23 protein-coding genes are annotated in these 20,875 nt (G+C 29.3%); 13 read left to right on the forward strand and 10 right to left on the reverse strand.

The genetic code is table 11. The features are described from left to right. Positions 1-59: 59 nt before the first annotated feature. From ACSIGE_RS11105 to ACSIGE_RS11160, 12 genes are all read left to right on the forward strand, one after another. Positions 60-959 (forward strand): DMT family transporter, encoded by a 900-nt coding sequence (locus ACSIGE_RS11105; protein WP_440879939.1) that lies wholly within the window; start codon positions 60-62, stop codon positions 957-959. A gap of 31 nt (positions 960-990) precedes the next feature. Continuing rightward, positions 991-1,857, forward strand: coding sequence for a YicC family protein (locus ACSIGE_RS11110; RefSeq protein ID WP_440879940.1), 867 nt, complete (start codon positions 991-993; stop codon positions 1,855-1,857). 3 nt (positions 1,858-1,860) lie between these two features. Further along, positions 1,861-2,445 (forward strand): guanylate kinase, encoded by a 585-nt coding sequence (gene gmk, locus ACSIGE_RS11115; RefSeq protein WP_440879941.1) that lies wholly within the window; start codon positions 1,861-1,863, stop codon positions 2,443-2,445. Positions 2,446-2,468: 23 nt separating this feature from the next. Next, on the forward strand, positions 2,469-3,059 hold the full coding sequence (nadD, locus tag ACSIGE_RS11120) for a nicotinate (nicotinamide) nucleotide adenylyltransferase (RefSeq protein ID WP_440879942.1): 591 nt from the start codon (positions 2,469-2,471) through the stop codon (positions 3,057-3,059). A gap of 163 nt (positions 3,060-3,222) precedes the next feature. Then, positions 3,223-4,077 (forward strand): hypothetical protein, encoded by an 855-nt coding sequence (locus tag ACSIGE_RS11125; RefSeq protein ID WP_440879943.1) that lies wholly within the window; start codon positions 3,223-3,225, stop codon positions 4,075-4,077. Positions 4,078-4,742: 665 nt separating this feature from the next. Then, complete coding sequence (locus ACSIGE_RS11130) at positions 4,743-5,306, forward strand: RNA polymerase sigma factor (protein ID WP_440879944.1); 564 nt, start codon at positions 4,743-4,745, stop codon at positions 5,304-5,306. 6 nt (positions 5,307-5,312) lie between these two features. Further along, entirely contained in the window at positions 5,313-5,690 is a 378-nt protein-coding gene (locus ACSIGE_RS11135) for a hypothetical protein (RefSeq protein ID WP_440879945.1), read from the forward strand. 119 nt (positions 5,691-5,809) lie between these two features. After that, positions 5,810-6,241 (forward strand): hypothetical protein, encoded by a 432-nt coding sequence (locus tag ACSIGE_RS11140; protein WP_440879946.1) that lies wholly within the window; start codon positions 5,810-5,812, stop codon positions 6,239-6,241. 123 nt (positions 6,242-6,364) lie between these two features. Continuing rightward, positions 6,365-7,243, forward strand: coding sequence for a hypothetical protein (locus ACSIGE_RS11145; RefSeq protein ID WP_440879947.1), 879 nt, complete (start codon positions 6,365-6,367; stop codon positions 7,241-7,243). A gap of 337 nt (positions 7,244-7,580) precedes the next feature. Beyond that, positions 7,581-8,447 (forward strand): M23 family metallopeptidase, encoded by an 867-nt coding sequence (locus tag ACSIGE_RS11150; protein ID WP_440879948.1) that lies wholly within the window; start codon positions 7,581-7,583, stop codon positions 8,445-8,447. Further along, positions 8,448-9,947, forward strand: coding sequence for a GH3 auxin-responsive promoter family protein (locus tag ACSIGE_RS11155; protein WP_440879949.1), 1,500 nt, complete (start codon positions 8,448-8,450; stop codon positions 9,945-9,947). 27 nt (positions 9,948-9,974) lie between these two features. Further along, the gene (locus ACSIGE_RS11160) at positions 9,975-10,538 is read left to right on the forward strand and encodes an MOSC domain-containing protein (RefSeq protein WP_440879950.1); all 564 of its coding nucleotides are present in this window, start codon (positions 9,975-9,977) and stop codon (positions 10,536-10,538) included. 159 nt (positions 10,539-10,697) lie between these two features. Here the strand turns inward: ACSIGE_RS11160 and ACSIGE_RS11165 are convergent, their stop codons facing one another. From ACSIGE_RS11165 to ACSIGE_RS11210, 10 genes are all read right to left on the reverse strand, one after another. Next, on the reverse strand, positions 10,698-12,593 hold the full coding sequence (locus ACSIGE_RS11165; protein WP_440879951.1) for a M61 family metallopeptidase: 1,896 nt from the start codon (positions 12,591-12,593) through the stop codon (positions 10,698-10,700). After that, entirely contained in the window at positions 12,594-13,352 is a 759-nt protein-coding gene (locus ACSIGE_RS11170; RefSeq protein ID WP_440879952.1) for a DUF4097 family beta strand repeat-containing protein, read from the reverse strand. An 81-nt stretch (positions 13,353-13,433) separates the two neighbouring features. Continuing rightward, positions 13,434-14,237: a DUF4097 family beta strand repeat-containing protein gene (locus tag ACSIGE_RS11175; protein ID WP_440879953.1), complete on the reverse strand. Its 804-nt coding sequence runs from the start codon at positions 14,235-14,237 to the stop codon at positions 13,434-13,436. Between the two features lie 18 nt (positions 14,238-14,255). Beyond that, on the reverse strand, positions 14,256-15,017 hold the full coding sequence (locus ACSIGE_RS11180) for a HEAT repeat domain-containing protein (RefSeq protein WP_440879954.1): 762 nt from the start codon (positions 15,015-15,017) through the stop codon (positions 14,256-14,258). Between the two features lie 13 nt (positions 15,018-15,030). Beyond that, positions 15,031-15,561, reverse strand: coding sequence for an RNA polymerase sigma factor (locus ACSIGE_RS11185; protein WP_440879955.1), 531 nt, complete (start codon positions 15,559-15,561; stop codon positions 15,031-15,033). Positions 15,562-15,655: 94 nt separating this feature from the next. Next, positions 15,656-17,236 (reverse strand): S41 family peptidase, encoded by a 1,581-nt coding sequence (locus ACSIGE_RS11190; protein ID WP_440879956.1) that lies wholly within the window; start codon positions 17,234-17,236, stop codon positions 15,656-15,658. Then, the gene (locus ACSIGE_RS11195) at positions 17,223-17,654 is read right to left on the reverse strand and encodes a deoxycytidylate deaminase (protein ID WP_440882213.1); all 432 of its coding nucleotides are present in this window, start codon (positions 17,652-17,654) and stop codon (positions 17,223-17,225) included. Before ACSIGE_RS11195 ends, ACSIGE_RS11190 begins: the two co-directional genes overlap by 14 nt. A gap of 131 nt (positions 17,655-17,785) precedes the next feature. Next, a complete protein-coding gene (locus ACSIGE_RS11200; RefSeq protein ID WP_440879957.1) occupies positions 17,786-18,367 on the reverse strand; it encodes a HupE/UreJ family protein in 582 nt (193 codons plus the stop codon). After that, complete coding sequence (locus ACSIGE_RS11205; RefSeq protein ID WP_440879958.1) at positions 18,368-18,829, reverse strand: Lrp/AsnC ligand binding domain-containing protein; 462 nt, start codon at positions 18,827-18,829, stop codon at positions 18,368-18,370. Positions 18,830-19,005: 176 nt separating this feature from the next. Continuing rightward, entirely contained in the window at positions 19,006-19,416 is a 411-nt protein-coding gene (locus tag ACSIGE_RS11210) for a BrxA/BrxB family bacilliredoxin (protein ID WP_440879959.1), read from the reverse strand. 299 nt (positions 19,417-19,715) lie between these two features. Between ACSIGE_RS11210 and ACSIGE_RS11215 the strand changes: the two genes are divergently transcribed. Continuing rightward, complete coding sequence (locus ACSIGE_RS11215) at positions 19,716-20,468, forward strand: TerB family tellurite resistance protein (RefSeq protein ID WP_440879960.1); 753 nt, start codon at positions 19,716-19,718, stop codon at positions 20,466-20,468. Positions 20,469-20,875: the final 407 nt, after the last annotated feature.

Here is a 20,875-nt window from a genome sequence, read left to right on the forward strand (position 1 = left end):
ATTTTGAATAAGAGTTGGTTGATATTTCCTCATCTTTGTGTTCTTAATTTAAGCTATCAATGAATTCAAGAATATTAGCGTTGCTTGCAACATCAATAGCAACTATTATTTATGGGGTCACTTTTACCGTTGCAAAGGATGTGATGCCTGTGTACTTAAAACCATTTGGTTTTATAGTTTTGAGAGTTGGAGGAGCAGCTATTTTATTTTGGTCAATTGGTTTTTTTATTAAAAAACAAGCCATAGAAAAAAAAGATTTTAAGAGAATTGTTATTGCATCTTTTTTTGGTATTGCACTTAACATGCTTACTTTTTTTAAAGGACTTAGTTATACAACACCAATTAGCGCTTCTGTAATGATGTTAACAGCTCCAATCTTAGTGCTAGTTTTTGCTAGTTTAATATTAAAAGAGAGGTTGTTTTTAAAAAAAGTTCTAGGGGTTGTAATAGGCCTCGTGGGCGCCGTTATATTAATTCTATATGGGAACGCAGGCGGAGAAGGAGCGAAAAGCATGATGCTTGGAAACTTACTTGTTTTTATAAACGCAGCTTCTTACGGTTTATTTTTAGTAATTGTTAGAGATATTATTCAAAAGTATAACCCAATTATATTTGTTAAATGGTTGTACCTTTTTGGTTTTTTTATGGTTTTACCGTTTGGGTGGAATGAAATTATCATTGCAAAATGGTCCTCAATGACATTTTCAATCTACTCAAAAATAGGATTTGTAATTGTTTTTTCAACCTGTGTAACATACTTGTTTAATTTATTTGCATTATCAAAACTGAAACCTACTACGGTAAGTGTATTTATTTATTTACAACCAGTTGTTGCTACTATTTACGCTTTGATGGTAGGAAGTGACTCACTTAATACCGTTAAAATTATAGCAACCATACTTATATTTACAGGAGTATATCTGGTTACAATTCAAGGAAAAGAAACTACTGATAAATAAATGTATATTTGCATCCAATAAAATTGAAATTATGATCCACTCAATGACTGGGTATGGTAAATCTATTTTACAGCTACCGACAAAAAAAATTACAATTGAAATAAAATCATTGAATAGTAAAACTTTGGACCTTAGTGTTCGAATGCCTTCGTATTATAAAGAAAAAGAACTTCAAGTAAGAAAAGGTTTAGCAAGCGATTTAGTAAGAGGAAAGATAGATTTTTCAGTTTTTGTTGAAATTACTGCAGATGAAACGACAACTACTGTAAATAAGGGGGTTGTTAAGGAGTATATGAATCAGCTAAGAAATATTATTCAATCAGGCACAGGAGAAGATGTAGAATTGCTTAACATGGCTATTAGGATGCCAGATGCCTTAAAAACAGAAAGAGAGGAGTTAGATGAAAAAGAATGGGAAGAAATTGAAAAAGGTATCAAAAAGGCTACAAAGGAGATTGTTCAGTACAGGATCGATGAGGCAAAATCTTTAGAAAGTGACTTTAAGCAAAGAATAGCAAATATTAAAAACGGGCTTTGCGATATAGAGAAGTTAGACCACGAAAGAATTGAGCATGTAAAATTACGTCTTAAAAAAGCTTTGTCCGAAATCGAAACAGAGGTAGATGATAATAGATTTGAACAAGAACTTATTTATTATCTGGAGAAAATAGATATTAATGAAGAGAAAGTACGTTTAGCTAATCATTTAGACTATTTCCTAGAACAATTAGCTACGCCAGATTCTAACGGAAAAAAATTAGGTTTCATTGTACAGGAAATCGGTAGGGAGATAAATACGACTGGATCGAAAGCCAACTACGCGCCTGTGCAGAAAAGCGTGATACAAATGAAAGATGAGCTAGAGAAAATCAAAGAACAAATTTTAAATATACTATAAATAATGGCAAAGGGTTTTCAAGGCAAATTATTCGTGTTTTCGGCACCGTCTGGATCTGGAAAAACTACTATTGTACGTCATCTTTTAGCTAAAAAACGTTTCAATCTTGAATTTTCAATTTCAGCTACTTCAAGAGCGGCAAGGAGTAATGAAAAAGACGGAGAGGATTATTATTTTATTTCTCTAGAGAATTTTAAACAAAAAATTAAAAAAGGTGAGTTTCTAGAATGGGAAGAAGTATATAAGGATAATTTTTATGGAACTTTAAAAACAGAAATTGAACGAATTTGGGATCAAAAAAAACATGTCATCTTTGATATTGATGTCGTTGGAGGGTTAAGAATTAGAGAAAAATTTCCCGATAGAACATTAGCGGTATTTGTGAAACCTCCAGATATTAATGAGCTCATTAGAAGATTAAAAAATAGAGGAGAGGAAAGTGATGAAAAAATAGCATCAAGAGTGGCAAAGGCTTCTGTTGAATTAGCAACGGCACCTCAGTTTGATAAAATTATCAAAAATTATGATTTAGAAGTAGCGCTTAAAGATGCTGAATTTTTAGTGGATGAGTTTTTAGGAATTAAATAGTTAATGAATAAAATAAATAAATAATGAGTAAGAATATTGGGTTGTATTTTGGAACTTTTAATCCTATTCATGTAGGACATTTGATTATAGCAAATCATATGGTTGAAAACTCTGACTTGGACGAAATATGGATGATGGTTACTCCTCATAACCCTTTTAAGAAAAAAAACTCGTTACTTGATAATTATCATCGATTAGAAATGGTGTATTTAGCTACTAAAGATTATGATAAAATTAAACCATCAGATTTTGAATTTAAGTTGTCACAACCAAATTATACCATAACTACACTAATACAACTTACTGAGAAATATCCAGATAATAAGTTCAGTCTTATTATGGGAGAAGACAATTTAAAAAGTTTTCATAGATGGAAAAATTATGAGGCTATTTTAGATGATTATCAGGTATATGTGTATCCTAGAATTTCAGAAGGAGTTATTGAAACTAGGTTTCACAATCATCCTAAGATTATTAGAGTAGAGGCTCCTGTAGTACAAATATCATCTACTATGATCAGAAGTGGAATTAAAGAACAAAAATCGATACGCCCACTTATCTCAGATGCTGTATGGCGTTATATTGATGAAATGAATTTTTATAAAAAATTGTAACTAGAAATCATCATAAAAAAACAGAAAACTCTCCGATAGGGGAGTTTTCTGTTTTTTTATGGCTTGATAATAAGTGTCTGTTTGATTTTTAGTTAATATTTTTTTAAAACTTTTTAAGGCTTAATGGGTCAAAGAGCTAATTAACTTTAAAAAGGTAGAAATTATGATCGTAAAATTTATTAGCAGAAATGTGTGTGTCTTTTCATTTTTAGGTTTATTAACATTGGCTTCTTGTGAATCTGATGAAGAACCATTGACAATCAATGAAGCGCTGCCTACGGAAGAAATTCAAAATGTGGTTTTGACAGACGATTATGTCGCAGACATAGAATATATAATTGAAGATAATTTACTTAAATCAGAGGTGTCAGAAAAGAAAAAGATTGTTCTTGATGATAATTCAGATTGTTTCATAAGAACTATTGAAGAAACTGAAAATGGTAAAATAGTGACGTTAAATTTTGGTGAGGGATGTGAAGGAAGAAGAGGCCGAATTTTTGCGGGCAAGATAATTATTGAATATGCTAAAGAAAATGAGATTTTTATAAAAGAGACTACTTTTGAGGAGTTTTCGGTTGATGATACTAAAGTATTCGGTAATATATATTTATCAAAGGTAGATAAGAATGATAATGGAAACCCAGAGAGAGTATTTATTGTTGATATGACAATGAGCTTATCAACAGGCGAGATAATTTCTAAAAAAGGGGAAAGAATAAAGGAGATGATTGAAGGAAGTAACTCGATAGAAAGAGAAGATGATGTTTTTTTAGTTATTGGTTTTTGGGAATCAGTCAATAAAAATGGAAAATTTTATAAAACAAGCATAAAATCTCCATTAAAGAGGAAGTATGCTTGTAAGTATATAGTAAGTGGCGTTTCTCAAATAATAAAAGAGACAGAAAGTTATGTAATAGATTTTGGAGATGGCGAGTGTGACAATTTAGCAACAATAACGGACGAAAATGGCGTAAAAAGAGAAATTGTATTGAAAGATAAAAGAAAAAGTAAAATTTAGGGGTAATGAAAAACCCGTATTATTTAATACCAAAAAGTATTAGGAAGACTTATTTATTCATTTTGTTTATTATTTTATTTTGTGATAGGTGTTCAAAGTATAATGCGGGTTTAAATTAAATGTAATAAGGTAATATTTTAAATAACACAATACTGCTCCAAAAAACAAAGATTAAATATTACCGAATATATTACCATTAATCGATAGCCAATACACTTGTGCTATTGTCAGAAATTTAAAAGGTATATAAACATTTAGTATTTATATCGAATCTGAGTATGGGCTTAAAAATAACTCGTGATTATTTGGTATAATAGATTTTTACATATTTTGAATTGAGACTTTGATTAGAGGAGGTTATTGTTTTTTATTAGTTTTTCACAAATGAGTGCTACGCCCCACAGAGCACAATATGTAAATAAAGCATATGCAGTAACATTTATGAAATAAAATCAATCCCGTATTATTTACTGGATTTTTAAAAAATTTATAAGAAGGTTTTTTTAAAATAATTTAAGTATTTGTTCTGGTGTTTAATACGGGCTCAATTCAATAAATAAAAAATATTATCAAATTAAATTTGTAAATTATAAGAATAAAAAAGACTTTTCATAGTGTTTTAATCTTCTTAAATCATATAATATTAATATTCTATAAATTTCCACATGAATGAAGCTATTTTTGTAAAACAATTAATTAGTAAAAAACATAGAGAAAAAGCTTTTAGTAAGTTACTAGATCTATACCAAGAACGTTTATATTGGCATATTAGAAAAATAGTTGGAACGCATGAAAATGCAGATGATGTTTTACAGAATACTTTTATAAGAGTTTTTAAAAGTATAGAAACTTTCAAACAAGAAAGTTCTTTACACACATGGATGTATAGGATAGCATACAATGAGTCTATTCGATTTATAGAAAAAGAAAATAGAAAAAAGACCTTGTCAATGCAGAGTTTTGATAGTCAGTTTCTAATAAATTTAAAAGGAGACGAGTATTTTGATGGAAAGGCAGCTCAGATTAGGCTAAATGAAGTTTTAGAGCTACTTTCAGAAAAGCAAAAAAGAGTTTTTCAATTGAAATATTATGATAATCTAAAATTTAGAGAAGTTGCAGAGTTATTACAGATGAGTGAAAATACGATAAAAACACATTATTATAGTGCTGTAAGGCACATAGAAAAGAATATAACAGTAGTTTCCTATATAGAAAAAATTAAAGCATAGTTTGTTATGAAGAAACAAAATAATAACTTTATGTATCGCAATACATTGGATTTGGATATAGAGAAAAAACATAAAGAGGATCTAGGTTTAGAACTACCTAAAGATTACTTTATTAAGTCAAAAAACTCGATAATAGATAAGACAATTAATAATTCTAAGAACAAAGTGATTTCTTTATCTAAAAAAATACTCTTGTGGTCTTCGGCCGCTGTAATTGCATTGGTTATAGGATTTGCTATTTACAATCCTTTCCGAAGTAATTCTTCATCGGTAGAAACAGATATTTTAATTGCAACTGCATTAGCTGATGATAATGAATTAGATGCTATATTAGATAGTTTTGTAAATGATAAACTGTTAACAGAGGAAGTTTTTACAGAGTAAGTAAAGTTATGATTAATAGTTAAAACTTTTTAATTGAAGAAGGTCAAATAAGAAAAAGATCTGTATTTGTAAAATTTTATTACAGATAGATAATAACAGAAAAGATAAAGATGGAAAAAATGAAAAATATAAGTTTAATATTGTTGTTATTGAGCTTCTTTCATGTTTTTGCTCAAAAAGAGATAGAAAAGTTGGACTTATCTAACGAGCAAAAAGAGTTGTTGAGCTCTCAAAAAGAAATGATTAAAAAAAATAGTGCATACTTTAAAGCATCGCTTTCTAAAGAACAACGAGCTATTTTAAAAAATAAAAAGTTATCTAAAATTCAAAGGCAGAGAGCGCTAAAAAAAACGCTTACGAACTCACAGAAGAAGATTATTTCAAAAAATAAAACAAATATAAGATTAGCAAAAGCCAAGTTTAGAGCAACTTTAACAACTAAGCAAAAGAATTTAATTCGCGAGCGAGTATCAAATAAAGACAAAGTCAGAGCAAAAAAAAACATAAGAAGAAATATGCAAAGAGTAAAAAACAAAAGAGTTAGAAATTGATGTGAACACAATGTTTATCGTGATATTTATAAATTAATTTTTTATAATCACCTATTTTAATATTGTATATGTTTCTAATGGAGTCTCAGATTTGAATTGAAAATTATTTTTGTTGAAAAGCAAATGAAAAATATTGTTTTATTTTTATTATTAATTATATCAGTGTCTCTAACATATGGACAAGTTATAGAACATGATTTTACTGATGATGAAAATGAAATAATAAGTAATATAATTAATGAAGAAGGTTTTGATAAATTTTTGGAGTTAGCTAAATTTAAAACAGATTTTTTAGTTATTTCTATTGATTACAATAACAATACCTACTTTTCGGGAAGGGATGTTGGAATAGATCAGTTTAATATAGCTCCTCAGATAACTTATTTTAATTCACTTGGTTTGTTTCTAAATTTTGGAGCTACCTATTTTAGTGAATTTGATCCAAAATGGGATTTTACTTCTATTTCTTTGGGTTATGGGAATAATATTGTGAAAAGTAACAGGTTGAGGTGGTCTGTTTCTTATGATCGTTACTTTTACAATAATCCAGAATATAATCCCTTTAAAAATAGCTTTAATGCAGGAGTAGAGTTTGACAATAAAGGCAAAAGTATAGGAGCTGATATCATTTTTAGCTATTTATTTGGAAGTGAAAATGCCTCTCAATTTGTATTTGGTGGCTATAAAGAATTTAAATTTTTTGAAAAAGGATCAAGTCAATTTAAATTGAAGCCAGAGTTAAGAGTTACCGTGGGTCAACAAACAGTTCAGTTGGCAAGAACTTTTACATTTAGAGGTCGTCAAATCACTTTATATCAATATCATGAAGATTATGGCTTAGTTAATACACAGTTATATGTTCCAATTCAATATTCAAATAGGAATTTTGATATAGATTTAGGTTATGTTTTTAACATACCCTCAGCGTTTGAAGGAGAAGAGAATCTGTCAAGTACCAATACCTTCTCTATATCCATTTCGTACGTATTCGATTTTAATTAGATTGGATATTACAAATACACCATGATTTAGAATCTTAAATTATCGAAATAAAACATTCTTTTGTGTCTTCTATATCAGAATTAAAAGCACATATAGCTATTAGTTGTTTTTTAACTTTTTAATTTATACAAAGAAAAAATATTCTCTTTTTCTTTTTTGGAAATTTCAAATATAAAGCGTTACCAATATTGGTGTCGAATAATCAGTCGAAGTTTTGAACTATTTATGATTCAACAGAAAATATTTTTGAAATTTTCAAAAAAAAGAAAACAGAAGATAAGATGATGAAAAAGTTAAAAGACTTCATTGTATATTTGAACTTATAAATTAGTAGACTGTGTCCAGAAAAGATAAAAAACGAAAGTTCAAACAAAAACTAACAGATAAATACCGTTTGGTAATTTTAAATGAGGATACTTTTCAGGAAAGGTTTTCATTAAAACTATCAAGATTAAATGTTTTTGTTTTAGGTGGTCTTTTTTCAATTTTATTGATAGTGTTAACAACACTCTTAATAGCATTTACGTCATTAAGAGAATATATTCCTGGCTATTCTTCGACTTCTCTAAAGAAAAAGGCGACTAGGTTAACCTATGAAGCGGACTCTTTAAAGAGTAGGTTAGAAGTTTTAGAGGCTTATACAAGCGCTTTAAAACCTGTTTTAACAGGAGAAATCAAACCAGAAAAGATAGATTCAATTGTGAACATAAATGATAATGGACTTGATTTGGATGAATCAAAACTATTAGCAACTAAAAAAGACTCTTTATTCAGAGAGCAAATTGAGAGTAAAGATAGATTTCCATTATCTGATGTTAACGAAGATAGGGCTAAAAACGTTTTTTTCGCTCCTTTAACAGGAATTATTTCACAATCTTATGATGTAAAAAGTAAACATTACGCCGTGGATATAGTATCAAAAAAAGGAACACCGGTTAAAGCAATAGCAGACGGAACTGTAATTATATCCGAATGGACAGCAGCAACAGGGTATGTCATTATGATTCAGCATTCAAATGAGTTTCTGTCAGTATATAAACACAATGGTACTTTATTAAAACAGCAAGGAGAGTTTGTGAAATCAGGAGAAGTAATCGCAAATGTAGGGTCTACTGGAGAACTTACAACAGGTCCTCATCTACACTTTGAATTATGGAACGATGGGTATTCTGTAAATCCAACTAACTATATATCTTTTGAATAAATGAGTATCAAGTCAAAATTAGCAATTCCATTTGCAAATCAAATTAGGAAACAAGTATATAAATGGGCTAGTAAGCCACACAAGACTCAAAAAAAAGTTTTTGAATATTTAGTTTCGGAAGGGTGTAAAACTGCTTTTGGAAAAGATCACGATTTTATTTCTATTAATGATTACGAAGATTTTAAAAAGCGCGTTCCTATTAATGATTATGAAGGGTTGAAACCATATATAGATCGTGTAGTTGAAGGTGAAGATAGTGTAATTTGGAAAGGAAGGCCTTTATATTATGCAAAAACCTCCGGTACTACCTCAGGAGCCAAGTACATTCCAATAACCAAGGAATCGATGCCAACTCATATAAAAGCAGCTAGAAATGCCCTTTTATTCTATATCGCAGAAACAAAAAACGCAAGTTTTGTTGATGGTAAAATGATATTTTTACAAGGAAGTCCTAAGTTGGATGATAAAAATGGAGTGAAATTAGGACGACTCAGCGGTATTGCTGCGCATTATGTACCAAATTATTTGTTAAAAAACAGATTGCCAAGTTGGGAAACTAATTGTATTGAGGATTGGGATGAAAAGGTAGATAAAATTGTAGAGGAAACCGTTTCAGAAAACATGACGGTAATAAGCGGAATACCTTCTTGGGTTCAAGTCTATTTTGAGAAATTGATCGAAAAAACAGGGAAGAAGGTTACTGAAATTTTTCCAAATTTTAACTTTTTTGTCTATGGAGGAGTTAATTTTGAACCCTACAAAAATAAATTTGAAACTTTAATAGGTAAAAAGATCGACTATGTTGAGTTGTATCCTGCATCAGAGGGTTTTATAGCATATCAAGATTCTCAAACAGAAAAAGGAATGCTATTGCAATTAAATTCAGGAATATTTTATGAATTTATTCCGTCGTCAGAATTTTATAATGAAAACCCAACAAGAATATCTTTAAAAGATGTAAAATTAGGTGTTAATTATGTAATTATCTTAAATACCTCCGCAGGCTTATGGGGTTATAATATTGGAGATACAGTTGAGTTTACATCATTAAAACCCTATAGAATAAAGGTTACAGGAAGAATTAAGCATTTTATTTCTGCTTTTGGGGAACACGTTATCGGTAAGGAAGTTGAAAAGGCTTTAAACGATGCCATTCAAGGAACAGATATAAATATAAGTGAATTTACAGTGGCTCCACAGGTAAACCCTGAATCAGGATTGCCATATCATGAGTGGTTTATCGAGTTTGAAAACGAACCAGAAAACCTCGAAGAAATGGCATTGAAAATAGATGTATCAATGCAAGCTCAGAATATTTATTATAAAGATTTAATTGAAGGTAAAATTTTAAAGACTCTAATTGTAAGGAAAGTGAAAAAAGGAGGTTTCCATGAATATATGAAGTCAATTGGTAAATTTGGAGGACAAAATAAAATACCTCAATTATCTGATAACCGAAAAATTGCGAATGTTCTTGAAAATTTTTTGATTAAAAATTAAAATTAGTCAAGTCAAAAATATTTGCAGATGGAAATTATTGCAACCAACATAGGAGAACGTAAAGAAATAGATTGGAAAGGGAAGAAAGTAATAACAGGTATTTTTAAATATCCAACAAGGCATGCTATTTTCTTGAATACAGAGAAGGTTAAAGGTGATGCTATTTGTAATAGAGAACATCATGGTGGAATTGATAAAGCAGTATACGGATATTCTTTTAAACATTATGATTATTGGAAGAAACTGTATTCTAATTTAGAATGGAACTTCGGAATGTTTGGTGAGAACTTAACTATTACTGATTTAGATGAGTCGAAAGTTTATGTTGGAGATATTTATAAGGCAGGAGAGGTAATTTTAGAGGCAACTAAACCAAGACAGCCTTGTATGAAGTTAGGAGTGCGATTTAATAATATGAAAATTGTAAAACAGTTTTGGAAACAAGATTTTTCTGGTATTTATTTTAAAGTTTTAAAAAAAGGAGAGGTTAGGGCTGGTGATAAATTACAACTAATAAAAAAATGTGCCGATAATCCAACAATTGCAGAGGTATATAGATATAAAAGGATTAAAAAAAGCTTCTTAATATAACATACTAATCATAGGGGTAATGTTTTGATAATTAGTTCAGTCTTTCAATAAAAAAAAACAATATCACGAATCGTTGTTTTTAATCCTCTATTTTTTGTCTAAAATAAAAAGAGGTTATTGATGGTGCTAAGTTTTTAGTGATATTGTTTTTATTTCAGTTTATTTATAAAGCCAACTGTTTCTTAACTCTACTATTTTTTTTGATGAATTATTACTGTCTTCAATCAGGTATAGTTGCATTACTTTTGGAGGAAAAGCTTTTCCTTTTAGAGTAATTTCTTTCTGGTTTCTTAAAACCTTTATTTCTATAATTTCATTATTCTTCCACAATAAAGATTTATCAATAATAGTCAATATATCCTGTAAGCCATTGCAATTTATATTATCAACAGAAATAAGGAGGTCATTCTTTTTTAGGCCTATTGATTTTTGCCAATCATTCATTGGATATATTCCACCGATTAACCATTTATTATTTTCGTTTCTATTTAAATAAACTCCTAAAGAATTATTTGTTGGGTGAGAGAAGTAATTAGTGCTAACTTCTTTTTCTATTAATTTCAGTCCTACTTTTTTATAAATAGAATCATATGGGATTGGAATACCTCCTTTCACATGATTATTAAAGAAATTACCGATATCTTTATCTGTGATGTTGATAATTTCATCGATAAACGTATCATCTTTAAATGGTCGTTTTTCTCCAAATTTTTCAGATAATTTTTTGATAAGCTGTAAAATTCCATACTCCCCTTTGCTTTTTTCTCTTAACATAATATCTAATGCCATGGCAACTAAAGGAGCTTTATGGTAAACATTATTATATTCTCTTGAATAGGTTTTTTTTAGTATATTTTTACTTAGAGTTGTTAAAGGAAAGCTATCTGTATATATTTTTGAATTATAGTATTTTTTCAAGAGTCTTTTGTAAAATTCATTCTCGCTAATTATATTTCGATTTACTTGATAAATATTAGAAAAATATTCGGTGACGCCTTCATAAAGCCATAGATGTTGAGACATTTCTTGTGGATTATTGTAAGTAAAGTCATGAATTTGATCAGAATGGAGTTGTAATGGTGTTAGTAGATGAAAAAACTCATGAGATAAAATATCCCTAACCCTCCCAGCAAGATAGTCGTTCCCTAGTTCTTCACTAAATATACCTTGAGTTCCAAAATAATGTTCTAAACATCCAACATCAGAGTGAAATGCAGCAGGTGTTTCGTATAAAATAATTGTATATTTCTTAGGGTATTTAAAATTACCAAGGTATTTTTTTTGTTTTATAATTAATTCTTCAATACCCTTTTTTATTCCTATTACATCTCTTTTTTCTGATTTAGAAAATAAGATGAACTCTATTTCGAGGTTATCAACATTAAATGTTATTTTTTGATGGTTACTAATAAGTATTGGATTGTCTATTACTGAAAAGTAACGATCAAATTGGAAAGAAGATATTTTGGTGCTGTCTTTAGTAATTGTAGAATAATTATTCCATAATGAAGCTATATCTAAATTTTTTGGGTACGAGATATTAATATTATAGGGTACATCTTTATGATTTGAAAAGTATCCAATAACAGCCTGCATATTGAGTAGGAAATTATCGTTTTTCTCAAAATTTGTACCAAAGGTAGCTAGCATTTGATCTTTACCATGAGATATTTTTTTTGGATTTTCTCTTTCAATTATATCGTCTACCCAATAGGTTATTTTGTGTAATTTATGAATATCATGAATATACCATGTGTTTTTATCTTTACGGTCAACTTTTAGTGTATTACCATGATTGTCTTCGGCATTTAAATTATGGATGTATTGTCCGAAATCTAAATCCACATACGTACCAGGGATTATTTCGGGAATATAAAACAAGTTAGATGTAGCTGTGAAATTATTTGCGACTAAAGTTACCTGAATTTTATCATCAACCATATTAATGAGGTCTATGAAAGCCTTAAAAGAAGTACTTTTATCAGCTTTTTTACAAGAAAAAAAAGTGAGTAGTAATAGAAGTACAGTTATTTTTTTAAGATTTATTCGATACATTTATTCGTTTTTTAAGTGTTTGTCTCTTAGATATATGTTTCCTGAAATAGTAGATAAAGTTAATTTGTTTTTACCGGAATCAACAATTCCTTGAATCTTATTTGAAATTAATTCTTTATCTGAATGCCTCAATTTAATGTCTGTATTAGAGTAAATTTTCCCTGTGATTGTCTCTGCTTGCAATACTGTGTCAGAAATAAAAATATCAATATCTCCACTAATCGTTTTTAGTTTTAAATCGTTAGTGTAGTTTTTAATAGAAATATTTCCACTGATAAGATCTAGATCTAGTTTGCTATTAATTAAAGAGCTATTAACAGAACCCGAAATACTTTTTACTTTTAAGACGATAGATTTGGGGAGGTAAATTAGATAGTTAATCTTGACCTGAGGATTACAATCATTGTGATGTTCAGTACTATTTTTATTATTTTCATGATGATATCTACTTTTATTTCCACATCCCTTAAAAAAATCACCAAAGTCAGAATAAATATTTAAAACGTTATTAGATATGTTGCTTTTCAAAGTATACATATCATTATAATCGATATTATCATCATTCTTTCTAAGGCTAACAGATGCTTCAATGTATATTTCATTTTTACCCCAGTTTTTGAGTTCTATTTCATTAGCAAATTTAAAGTTTGTATCAATATTTGATATTCCTTCAGTATGCTTCTTGAAAATTACTTTTTTTTGAGAATATAGAATGTTTAAGTTCAATAAAATCCCGATGAATAATAGTATTTTTTTCATTTTATAAGTGTTTTAGTATTATAGTTTATAATAACTAATATATAAGTCAAAATAACCTGAATTAAGCGGTGTTCTTTGATTTTACTTTCTTCTTAAGTAGATATTTCCCTGAGAAGATTTTAAGCTAATTTTTACGCCTCCCTTGTTTATAGAGCCTTTTATTTTTCTATTTTCATTATTCGCAGAAAGCTCTTCTTTGGTAGGTTTTTTAAAGTTAAAGTTAGAGTAAACAGTACCGTTTGTTTTGATATCCAAATCAGCGTTTGTAGTAGAAGGCAAACTAACATCTATTTCTCCGATTGAGGAACTTATTGTTGTAGGAGAGGATTGATTTATAGTTGAAAATTCAATATTGATACCGCCAATTTTTGAATTTACAGTAATGGGACCAGTAATATTTTTCATATTAATTTCTCCAATATTTGATTTGGCTTCAATTTCTGAAGAAAATCCAACAATAGTAATATCTGCAAATTTTTTTGATTCAATTGAAAAGTTTAGGCTCTTAGGTATCTTTATAATAATAGATTCAGCATAACGTGATTTTAGATCATTCAGATGCAATATATTATTGGTCTTCTCTACGGAAAATCCAAAGCCATTAGTGTCGTCTTTACCTCCAGGAAATATGGCAGTAAGTCCTGCTTTTTTATCCTTTTTTTTTGATTTTATTAAAGATATTTTTGAGTCGAATAATTCATTGTTTTTATTTTTTTGTAAAAAAGAAAGAGTTAAATTTTTAGTATCTACTCCAACTACTTTTATTGGGGTATTCGATTGTATTTGTACTTTTTTTATTTCTTGTAAGTTGTGAGTGTATTCTTTATTTTGTGCGTATAAAGGATATAAAACGAATAATGCTATTAGTAAACTTAATTTTTTCATATTTTTCTTAGTTATTTCCTACAAAAACTTAGCGATGTTAAGTTGTAGTTCTTGTTTTACATAATTGGGTGTGTCTTTATTTTCTAATAATTTTTTCATAGGCATAAGTGCTCTCTTTTCCTGGATGTTCGTTAATATTTGGATAAGCTCTATCTGTATAATTGGTTCATTTTCAGATTCTAATGCTTTTGTAAGAGAGGATTTAACGATCTCTAGCGATGAAAATTTTGAAAGGGCCTCTGCTGCAGCTAAGCGCACGTTGGTATTTTTATCATGAAATAATTTGCTAATGATCACCTCTATAATTCTGATACTTTCTTTAGGGAAATTTTTTGAATTCTCTACAGCTAGAATTCTTTTGCTAGCTGATTCACTATTGATTAAGCTTAAAAAGTCTTTCTTTTCTTTGGTGTTAATTTCGCTAGTAATCGTTGTGTTGTTATTTCCTTGATACCAACCTAAAAGAAATGTGCTAAAAATGATAAGAATACTTGCGGCAATTCTTATATGGGTTTTCCATTCTATTTTTGAAGTTAAAGGAGTAATTTTGTTTTTATTAACTTCTTCAAGTAATAGTTTATTGAAATTTGACGTTAACCTTTGGCTGGGTGCAGTCATTTTAACGTCAGAAATAGTCAAAAAAAGCTCTTTATATTCTTTTAACTCTTTAGTACAACTATGACAGGTTTTAATATGTGCTTCAAACTTAGAAAGTTCATTGTTGGCTAAATCGCCATCTAAGTAGTTAACTAATAATTTTTGAACATTGTTACAATCCATATTTCTTTGTTTTTCAAAGTTGTTGAAAATAAATAGTTTTTAGCTTTTTTATTGCTCGATGCATTTTAACCTTTATTGAGCCTACAGATGCTCCTGTTATTTCAGCTATTTGCTCATATTTAATTTCTTGAAAACGATGCATTACAATTAATTCTCTATCATTTTTAGAAAGTTGTAAAAGGGCATTTTTTAAATGATTTATATTGTCTTCGGTTTTGTTGTTGGTAGTTTCTGTATGGTTGTAAATGTCATCGTTTAATAAATGAACTCTTTCACGTTTGTTTTTTTGATAATGATTAGTAAAACTATTTCGAGCAATAGTGAATATCCAAGAAGTAAAATTTCCGTTTTTATAGGTGTGTCTACTTTTTAGTATTTTCATGAATACCTCTTGCGTTAAATCTTCACTAATTGTTTTGTCTTTTATCATTTTATTGAAAAAATTATATAAACGAATATGGTATCTGTCAAAGAGCGTAGACAATTTGTTAAGATCACCATTGGCTACTTTCAGCATAAGTTCTTCATCTGTAAAATTTTTCAAAAGTCTTGATTTTGATCGGTTGTTATCTTTAAAACAATTAAAAATTGAAAAGGTTACATATAAGGTAGTTTTTTTTAAATAAAAAAAACTTGCTCTAAGGCAAGTTTTTTGTTTGTTTTTCAAGTTTAAGTACTTTTTGGATCATTTTATCATCTTTTTCGCTAAGCTTGTAGAGTCCCTCGTCATTAAAAAGATCTCTTGCGATTACTGTTTTTAGGCTATTTCTTATTTTGGATTTTCTTTTATTAGAAAGTTTAAAATCTTTTATTTTAGAGAAAAAGAGTTCAGAAACTTCACGATTACTATCAAATGTTTTTATAAATTCATCAATTGATAGGGTGTTTAATGTAGCACGATTATTATCAACATAATCAAAAGCAAAGTTTTGTAATGGTATAAAAATAAAAGTAGAAATATTAGAGGTAGTGTCAATTGGAACAAAAACATCAGGTATAATTCCACCACCACCATAGACAATTTTTCCTTTTGGGGTTTTAAATTGTAAGCTATCTGTTGTTTTAATGCTGTCTTTATTAAAAAGTTCTCCATTATAGAAGCGGTTTTCTATGTCTTCTCTGTAATTCGAACTTTTTTTATTCTTTTTGTATGGTTTTTGAATTGATCGACCTGTAGGAGTGTAATAACGTGCGGTAGTTAGTCGAATAGCAGAGCCGTCACCCAAATCCATTTCTTGTTGCACTAAACCTTTTCCGAAAGATCGTCTACCTATAATGATTCCCTTGTCATTATCCTGAATAGCTCCAGCTACTATTTCTGATGCAGATGCCGAGTTTTCGTCAATCAAAACATAAAGTTTTCCATTTTCGAAACTACCTCTATTTGTTGCAAACGACTTATTTATAACTCCTTTATTATTTTTTGTGTATACAATAAGTTTGTCGTCTTCCAAAAACTCGTCAACTAACTTATTGGCAATATCAATAAAACCTCCACCATTATTTCTTAAGTCTAAAACTAAGGTTTCCATTCCTTTTGTAAGTAATGTGTCTAAGGAAGTCTTGAATTCTCTATAAGTATTTCTAGCAAAACGATTTACTTTAATGTATCCTATGTTTTCGTTTAGCATATAGGCGATATCAACACTTTTAATATTAACTTTTCCTCTTGTGATATCTATATTAAAAAGACTGTCATTTGTTTTGCGGTATATTTGAAGATTAACTTTAGTGTTTGGTTTTCCTTTTAATTTTTTTAAGATTTCACTAGACTTTATTTTTTTTCCGTATAAAGTATCATTGTCTGACATTAGAATTCGATCTCCAGCCTTTATACCAACCTTTATACTAGGACCTCCTTTTATGGCATCAACAACTGTTATGGTATCTCCTTTCATTCTGAACTGAATACCGATTCCTACAAAATTGCCTTGCATATTTTCAGTAACTGATTGGAGATTTTCCTTTGGGATATATACAGAATGTGGGTCTAATTTATCCAGCATTTCAGCAATAGCATTGTCTAATAATTGGTCTGTGTTTACCGTGTCAACATAATCGCTCTGAATGTACTCAATAAGTCGTCGTATTTTTTGTTCATTACTTGAAGTTCTTTTCGTAATGGAAGAATAAGATTTTCCATTATTAAAAAAGGTACCAATAAGTATTCCGAATATAACGGCAATTGAAAAGTAAATAGGTAAATTATTCTTGTTCATAAGGTAGATGTGTCAATTTAACTCCTGCTTTTTCAAGAAAGTTTAAACCAGAGGGGTCTTTATATGCGTCAGCATATACGACTCTTTTTATTCCTGCTTGATGGATTAATTTACTACATTGTTGACATGGAGAGAGTGTTATGTATAAAGTTGCTCCAGCACATGACTGTGTTGAGCTTGCTACTTTTAAAATAGCATTTGCTTCTGCATGAAGAACATACCATTTTGTATATCCACTCTCATCTTCACAATGATTTTCAAATCCTGACGGAGTACCATTGTAGCCATCGGAAATAATCATTCTGTCTTTTACAATAAGTGCACCTACTTTTTTTCTATCACAATGAGATAGTTGTCCCCATTCTCTAGCCATTTTTAAGTAAGCTTTGTCGTATTTCAGTTGTTTTTTATTCAAAATTTAAGGCATATACAAGTTAGGCTAAGATATGTAAAATAAGGTTAACAAAAATATAAAACAAGTATGGTAAAGTTCAGTTTTACAGATTGTTTATGTTTTTAAGTTAAAAGAGCTTTTGTGTAAAAGTCAAATTACCAAAATACCCGGTTAAACATCATTTGTAAAGCAAAGCCAACAACAATTGAAGAAGTTACAAGTATCCAATCTCTTCTATTTACACCTAAAATTGATTGAGCTAATGTTCCAATAAGTAAAATACCAACAACTATTATAATTTGTGCGGCTTCTACCCCAACAGCAAACTCTAATAAAGGTATTAGTTTACTACTGGTTTTTCCAATCATTATTTTAAAATAGTTTGAAAAACCTAATCCATGAATTAAGCCAAAAAATAAAGCGAAAAATAAATTTTGATTTTCCTTTCCTACAGAAGCTTTTTTTGCAGTCATAATATTCATTAAACCTGTTATGAATATAGTTAAAGGTATCAAGAATTCTATCCAATCAGACCGAACATTTAAGATACCAAATACAGCTAAAGTTAGCGTAATGGAGTGTCCAATTGTGAATAGAGTGATAAGCCATAAAACTTTTTTCCATTGTTTAAACTGATAAACGACTGCAAGTACTATTAAAAAAAGAATGTGATCATAGCCTTTAAGATCTAATACATGATAAAGGCCCATTTTAAAGTAAAAAATAAAATCGTTCATTTAAATTTTAATTTGTCTGTTAATTTGTTGGTCTAAAGAGATAAAGGTTTCTGTTCTTGAAACGCCTTTAATTGTTTGAATGTCTTTGTTTAATAAGTGCATTAGGTCTTCGTTGTTTTTACACATTATTTTTATAAAAATAGCATAATTACCAGTTGTATAATGGCTTTCAACAATTTCGGGAATTTCTTTTAATCTTTTTATAGCAGATGAATATAAACTTGAGGAATCTAAAAATACCCCTACGAAAGCGGTTGTATTGTAACCTAGACTTTTGGGGTTCAGTGTCATTCTATAGCCATCAATAAGGTCAGAGTCTTCCAGTTTCCTTAGTCGTTGATGAATGGCTGCACCAGAAATACCAACTTCGCGCGCAATACTTAATACAGGTGTTCTTGCATCCTTAACAAGTCGTTTTATTATAATTTTATCTATACCGTCAATTTTAAACTTTTTGGTCATAAATTTATTTATATGGGGAACGCTAATTTCAGGTGTATAGAAATTATTCCAAATTGAAATTTCAACAAAGGTATTAGAATATTTAATTTCTATTGTTAAGTAAAAATAAAAAAATCCACTAAAATTAGTGGATTTCAAGAATTCAATCTATCTATCAATATAGATCGTAATATTTTTTAACAGTATTCATCATACGCTGCGGCTAAATTTTGGGCAATAGCTTGCGCTGATCTTCCTTCAATATGATGACGTTCTAGCATATGGACTAATTTTCCGTCTTTAAATAAAGCGATTGCTGGTGAAGAAGGAGGGAAAGGAATCATGTATTCACGTGCTTTTGCGGTTGATTCCTTTTCAACACCAGCAAAAACAGTGGTTAAGTTATCGGGTACTTTATCAGCTCCTAACGAAGCCATAGCTCCTGGTCTTGCTGTTCCTGCAGCACAACCACAAACTGAATTAACAACGACTAAGGTAGTTCCTTTTTTTGCCAATGCATTGTCCACATCAGCAGCAGTATATAAAGCGTTAAAACCCACTTCGATTAATTCATCTCTCATCGGTTTTACTAATTCTTCTGGATACATAAATTAAGTTTTGTGCAAAGATAATTGTTTTTATTCATATTGAAAAAACAAAAAAACTATTTTAGGCGGTTTTTAGAGTTCTTTTTACGTGTGGTATGTATTTGTATGTATTTTTGTTTTAGGACTCTTAAAAGGTTGTTTACAGTGTTTTTTTTGATAGTTTTTTGTTATTTTTTAAATATTTTAAATAAATTTTTCTTATTATTATTGGTAGGGTTTCAAAAAAATAAACATTTTGAAAAGCGTAAAAAGTTTAATCTTTTGAAAATGAAATAATAGTATATTTGCAAAAAAAATACATGAGTAAGTTTGCTAAATGGTTAGGTGCTGGTGCAGGATTCACATTAGGAGGTCCTATAGGGGCTGTTGTAGGCTTCGTCGTGGGGAGTTTTATAGATGGAATTTCGATAGAAGACTTGGAAAGAGAGCGAGAAAAAAGTAGTTATGATAAAAGCAGATCAAAAAATAATGCGCATTCGGGTGATTTTGAAATTAGTTTACTTATCCTCTCATCTTTGGTTATTAAGGCAGATGGAAATGTAGATAAAAAAGAGTTAGATTTTGTAAGGCATTATTTTATTAGGCTTTATGGAAAAGAAAGAGCTAATAATGCTTTTAAACTTTTTAATGGAATTGTAAAAAGAGATGTTTCTTTGAGGCAGGTTTGCTTACAAATAAGGAAGTATATGTCACATTCGTCTAGATTACAGTTAATTCACTTTTTATTTGGAATTGCTTATTCAGACGGTGAAATAAAAGTAAGTGAAGAGGAAGTGATAGCAAGAATAGCTTTTTATTTCCGTGTAGGTGAAGGAGATTTCAACTCAATTAAATCAAGTTTTTTGTTGAAAACTGAAAATGCCTACGCAACTTTAGGAGTCTCTAAAGAGTCAACCGATGGAGAGGTAAAGAAGGCTTATCGAAGAATGGTTAAAAAGTATCATCCTGATAAATTAGTAGGCTTAGGAGAGGAGCATATAAAAGAAGCAAAGAAAAAATTTGAGCAGATTCAAAAGGCTTATGAAGAAATAAAGGCTGAGCGTGAAGTATAAAGTAGTTCGTGCTTTATCAGTTACTGCTAAACGTTAATTTCGACTTGTTTGGTCGAAATTAATAAGAAAAAAATTTGTTAATCTATGTTAATTACATATATTAGCGTTAATGAAAAGTTAAAGTTTTTGAAAAGAAAAACTTTAGATAAACAATAATTCTTTTTTAAGAGTGAAGAATTATTCAGATAAAATATTAAAATACACAATAATTCTTTTTTAAGAGTGAAGAATTGTTGATAAAAGATATAATAAAACCCCTATTAAAATGAGAAATTCCAAACCTGAAAAATTCTGAAGACAATTCTGTTATTCTTTGAATCATATTTCTGTGTTTTAAAAACATATTTGTTTTTAATTGCTTGAATACATTGCGTGATTTATTTTTTTTGAATTCGTAGTTGTGTCTA

The sequence above is a fragment of the Tenacibaculum profundi genome, from assembly GCF_052050075.1.
In the GTDB taxonomy this organism is placed as follows: domain Bacteria; phylum Bacteroidota; class Bacteroidia; order Flavobacteriales; family Flavobacteriaceae; genus Polaribacter.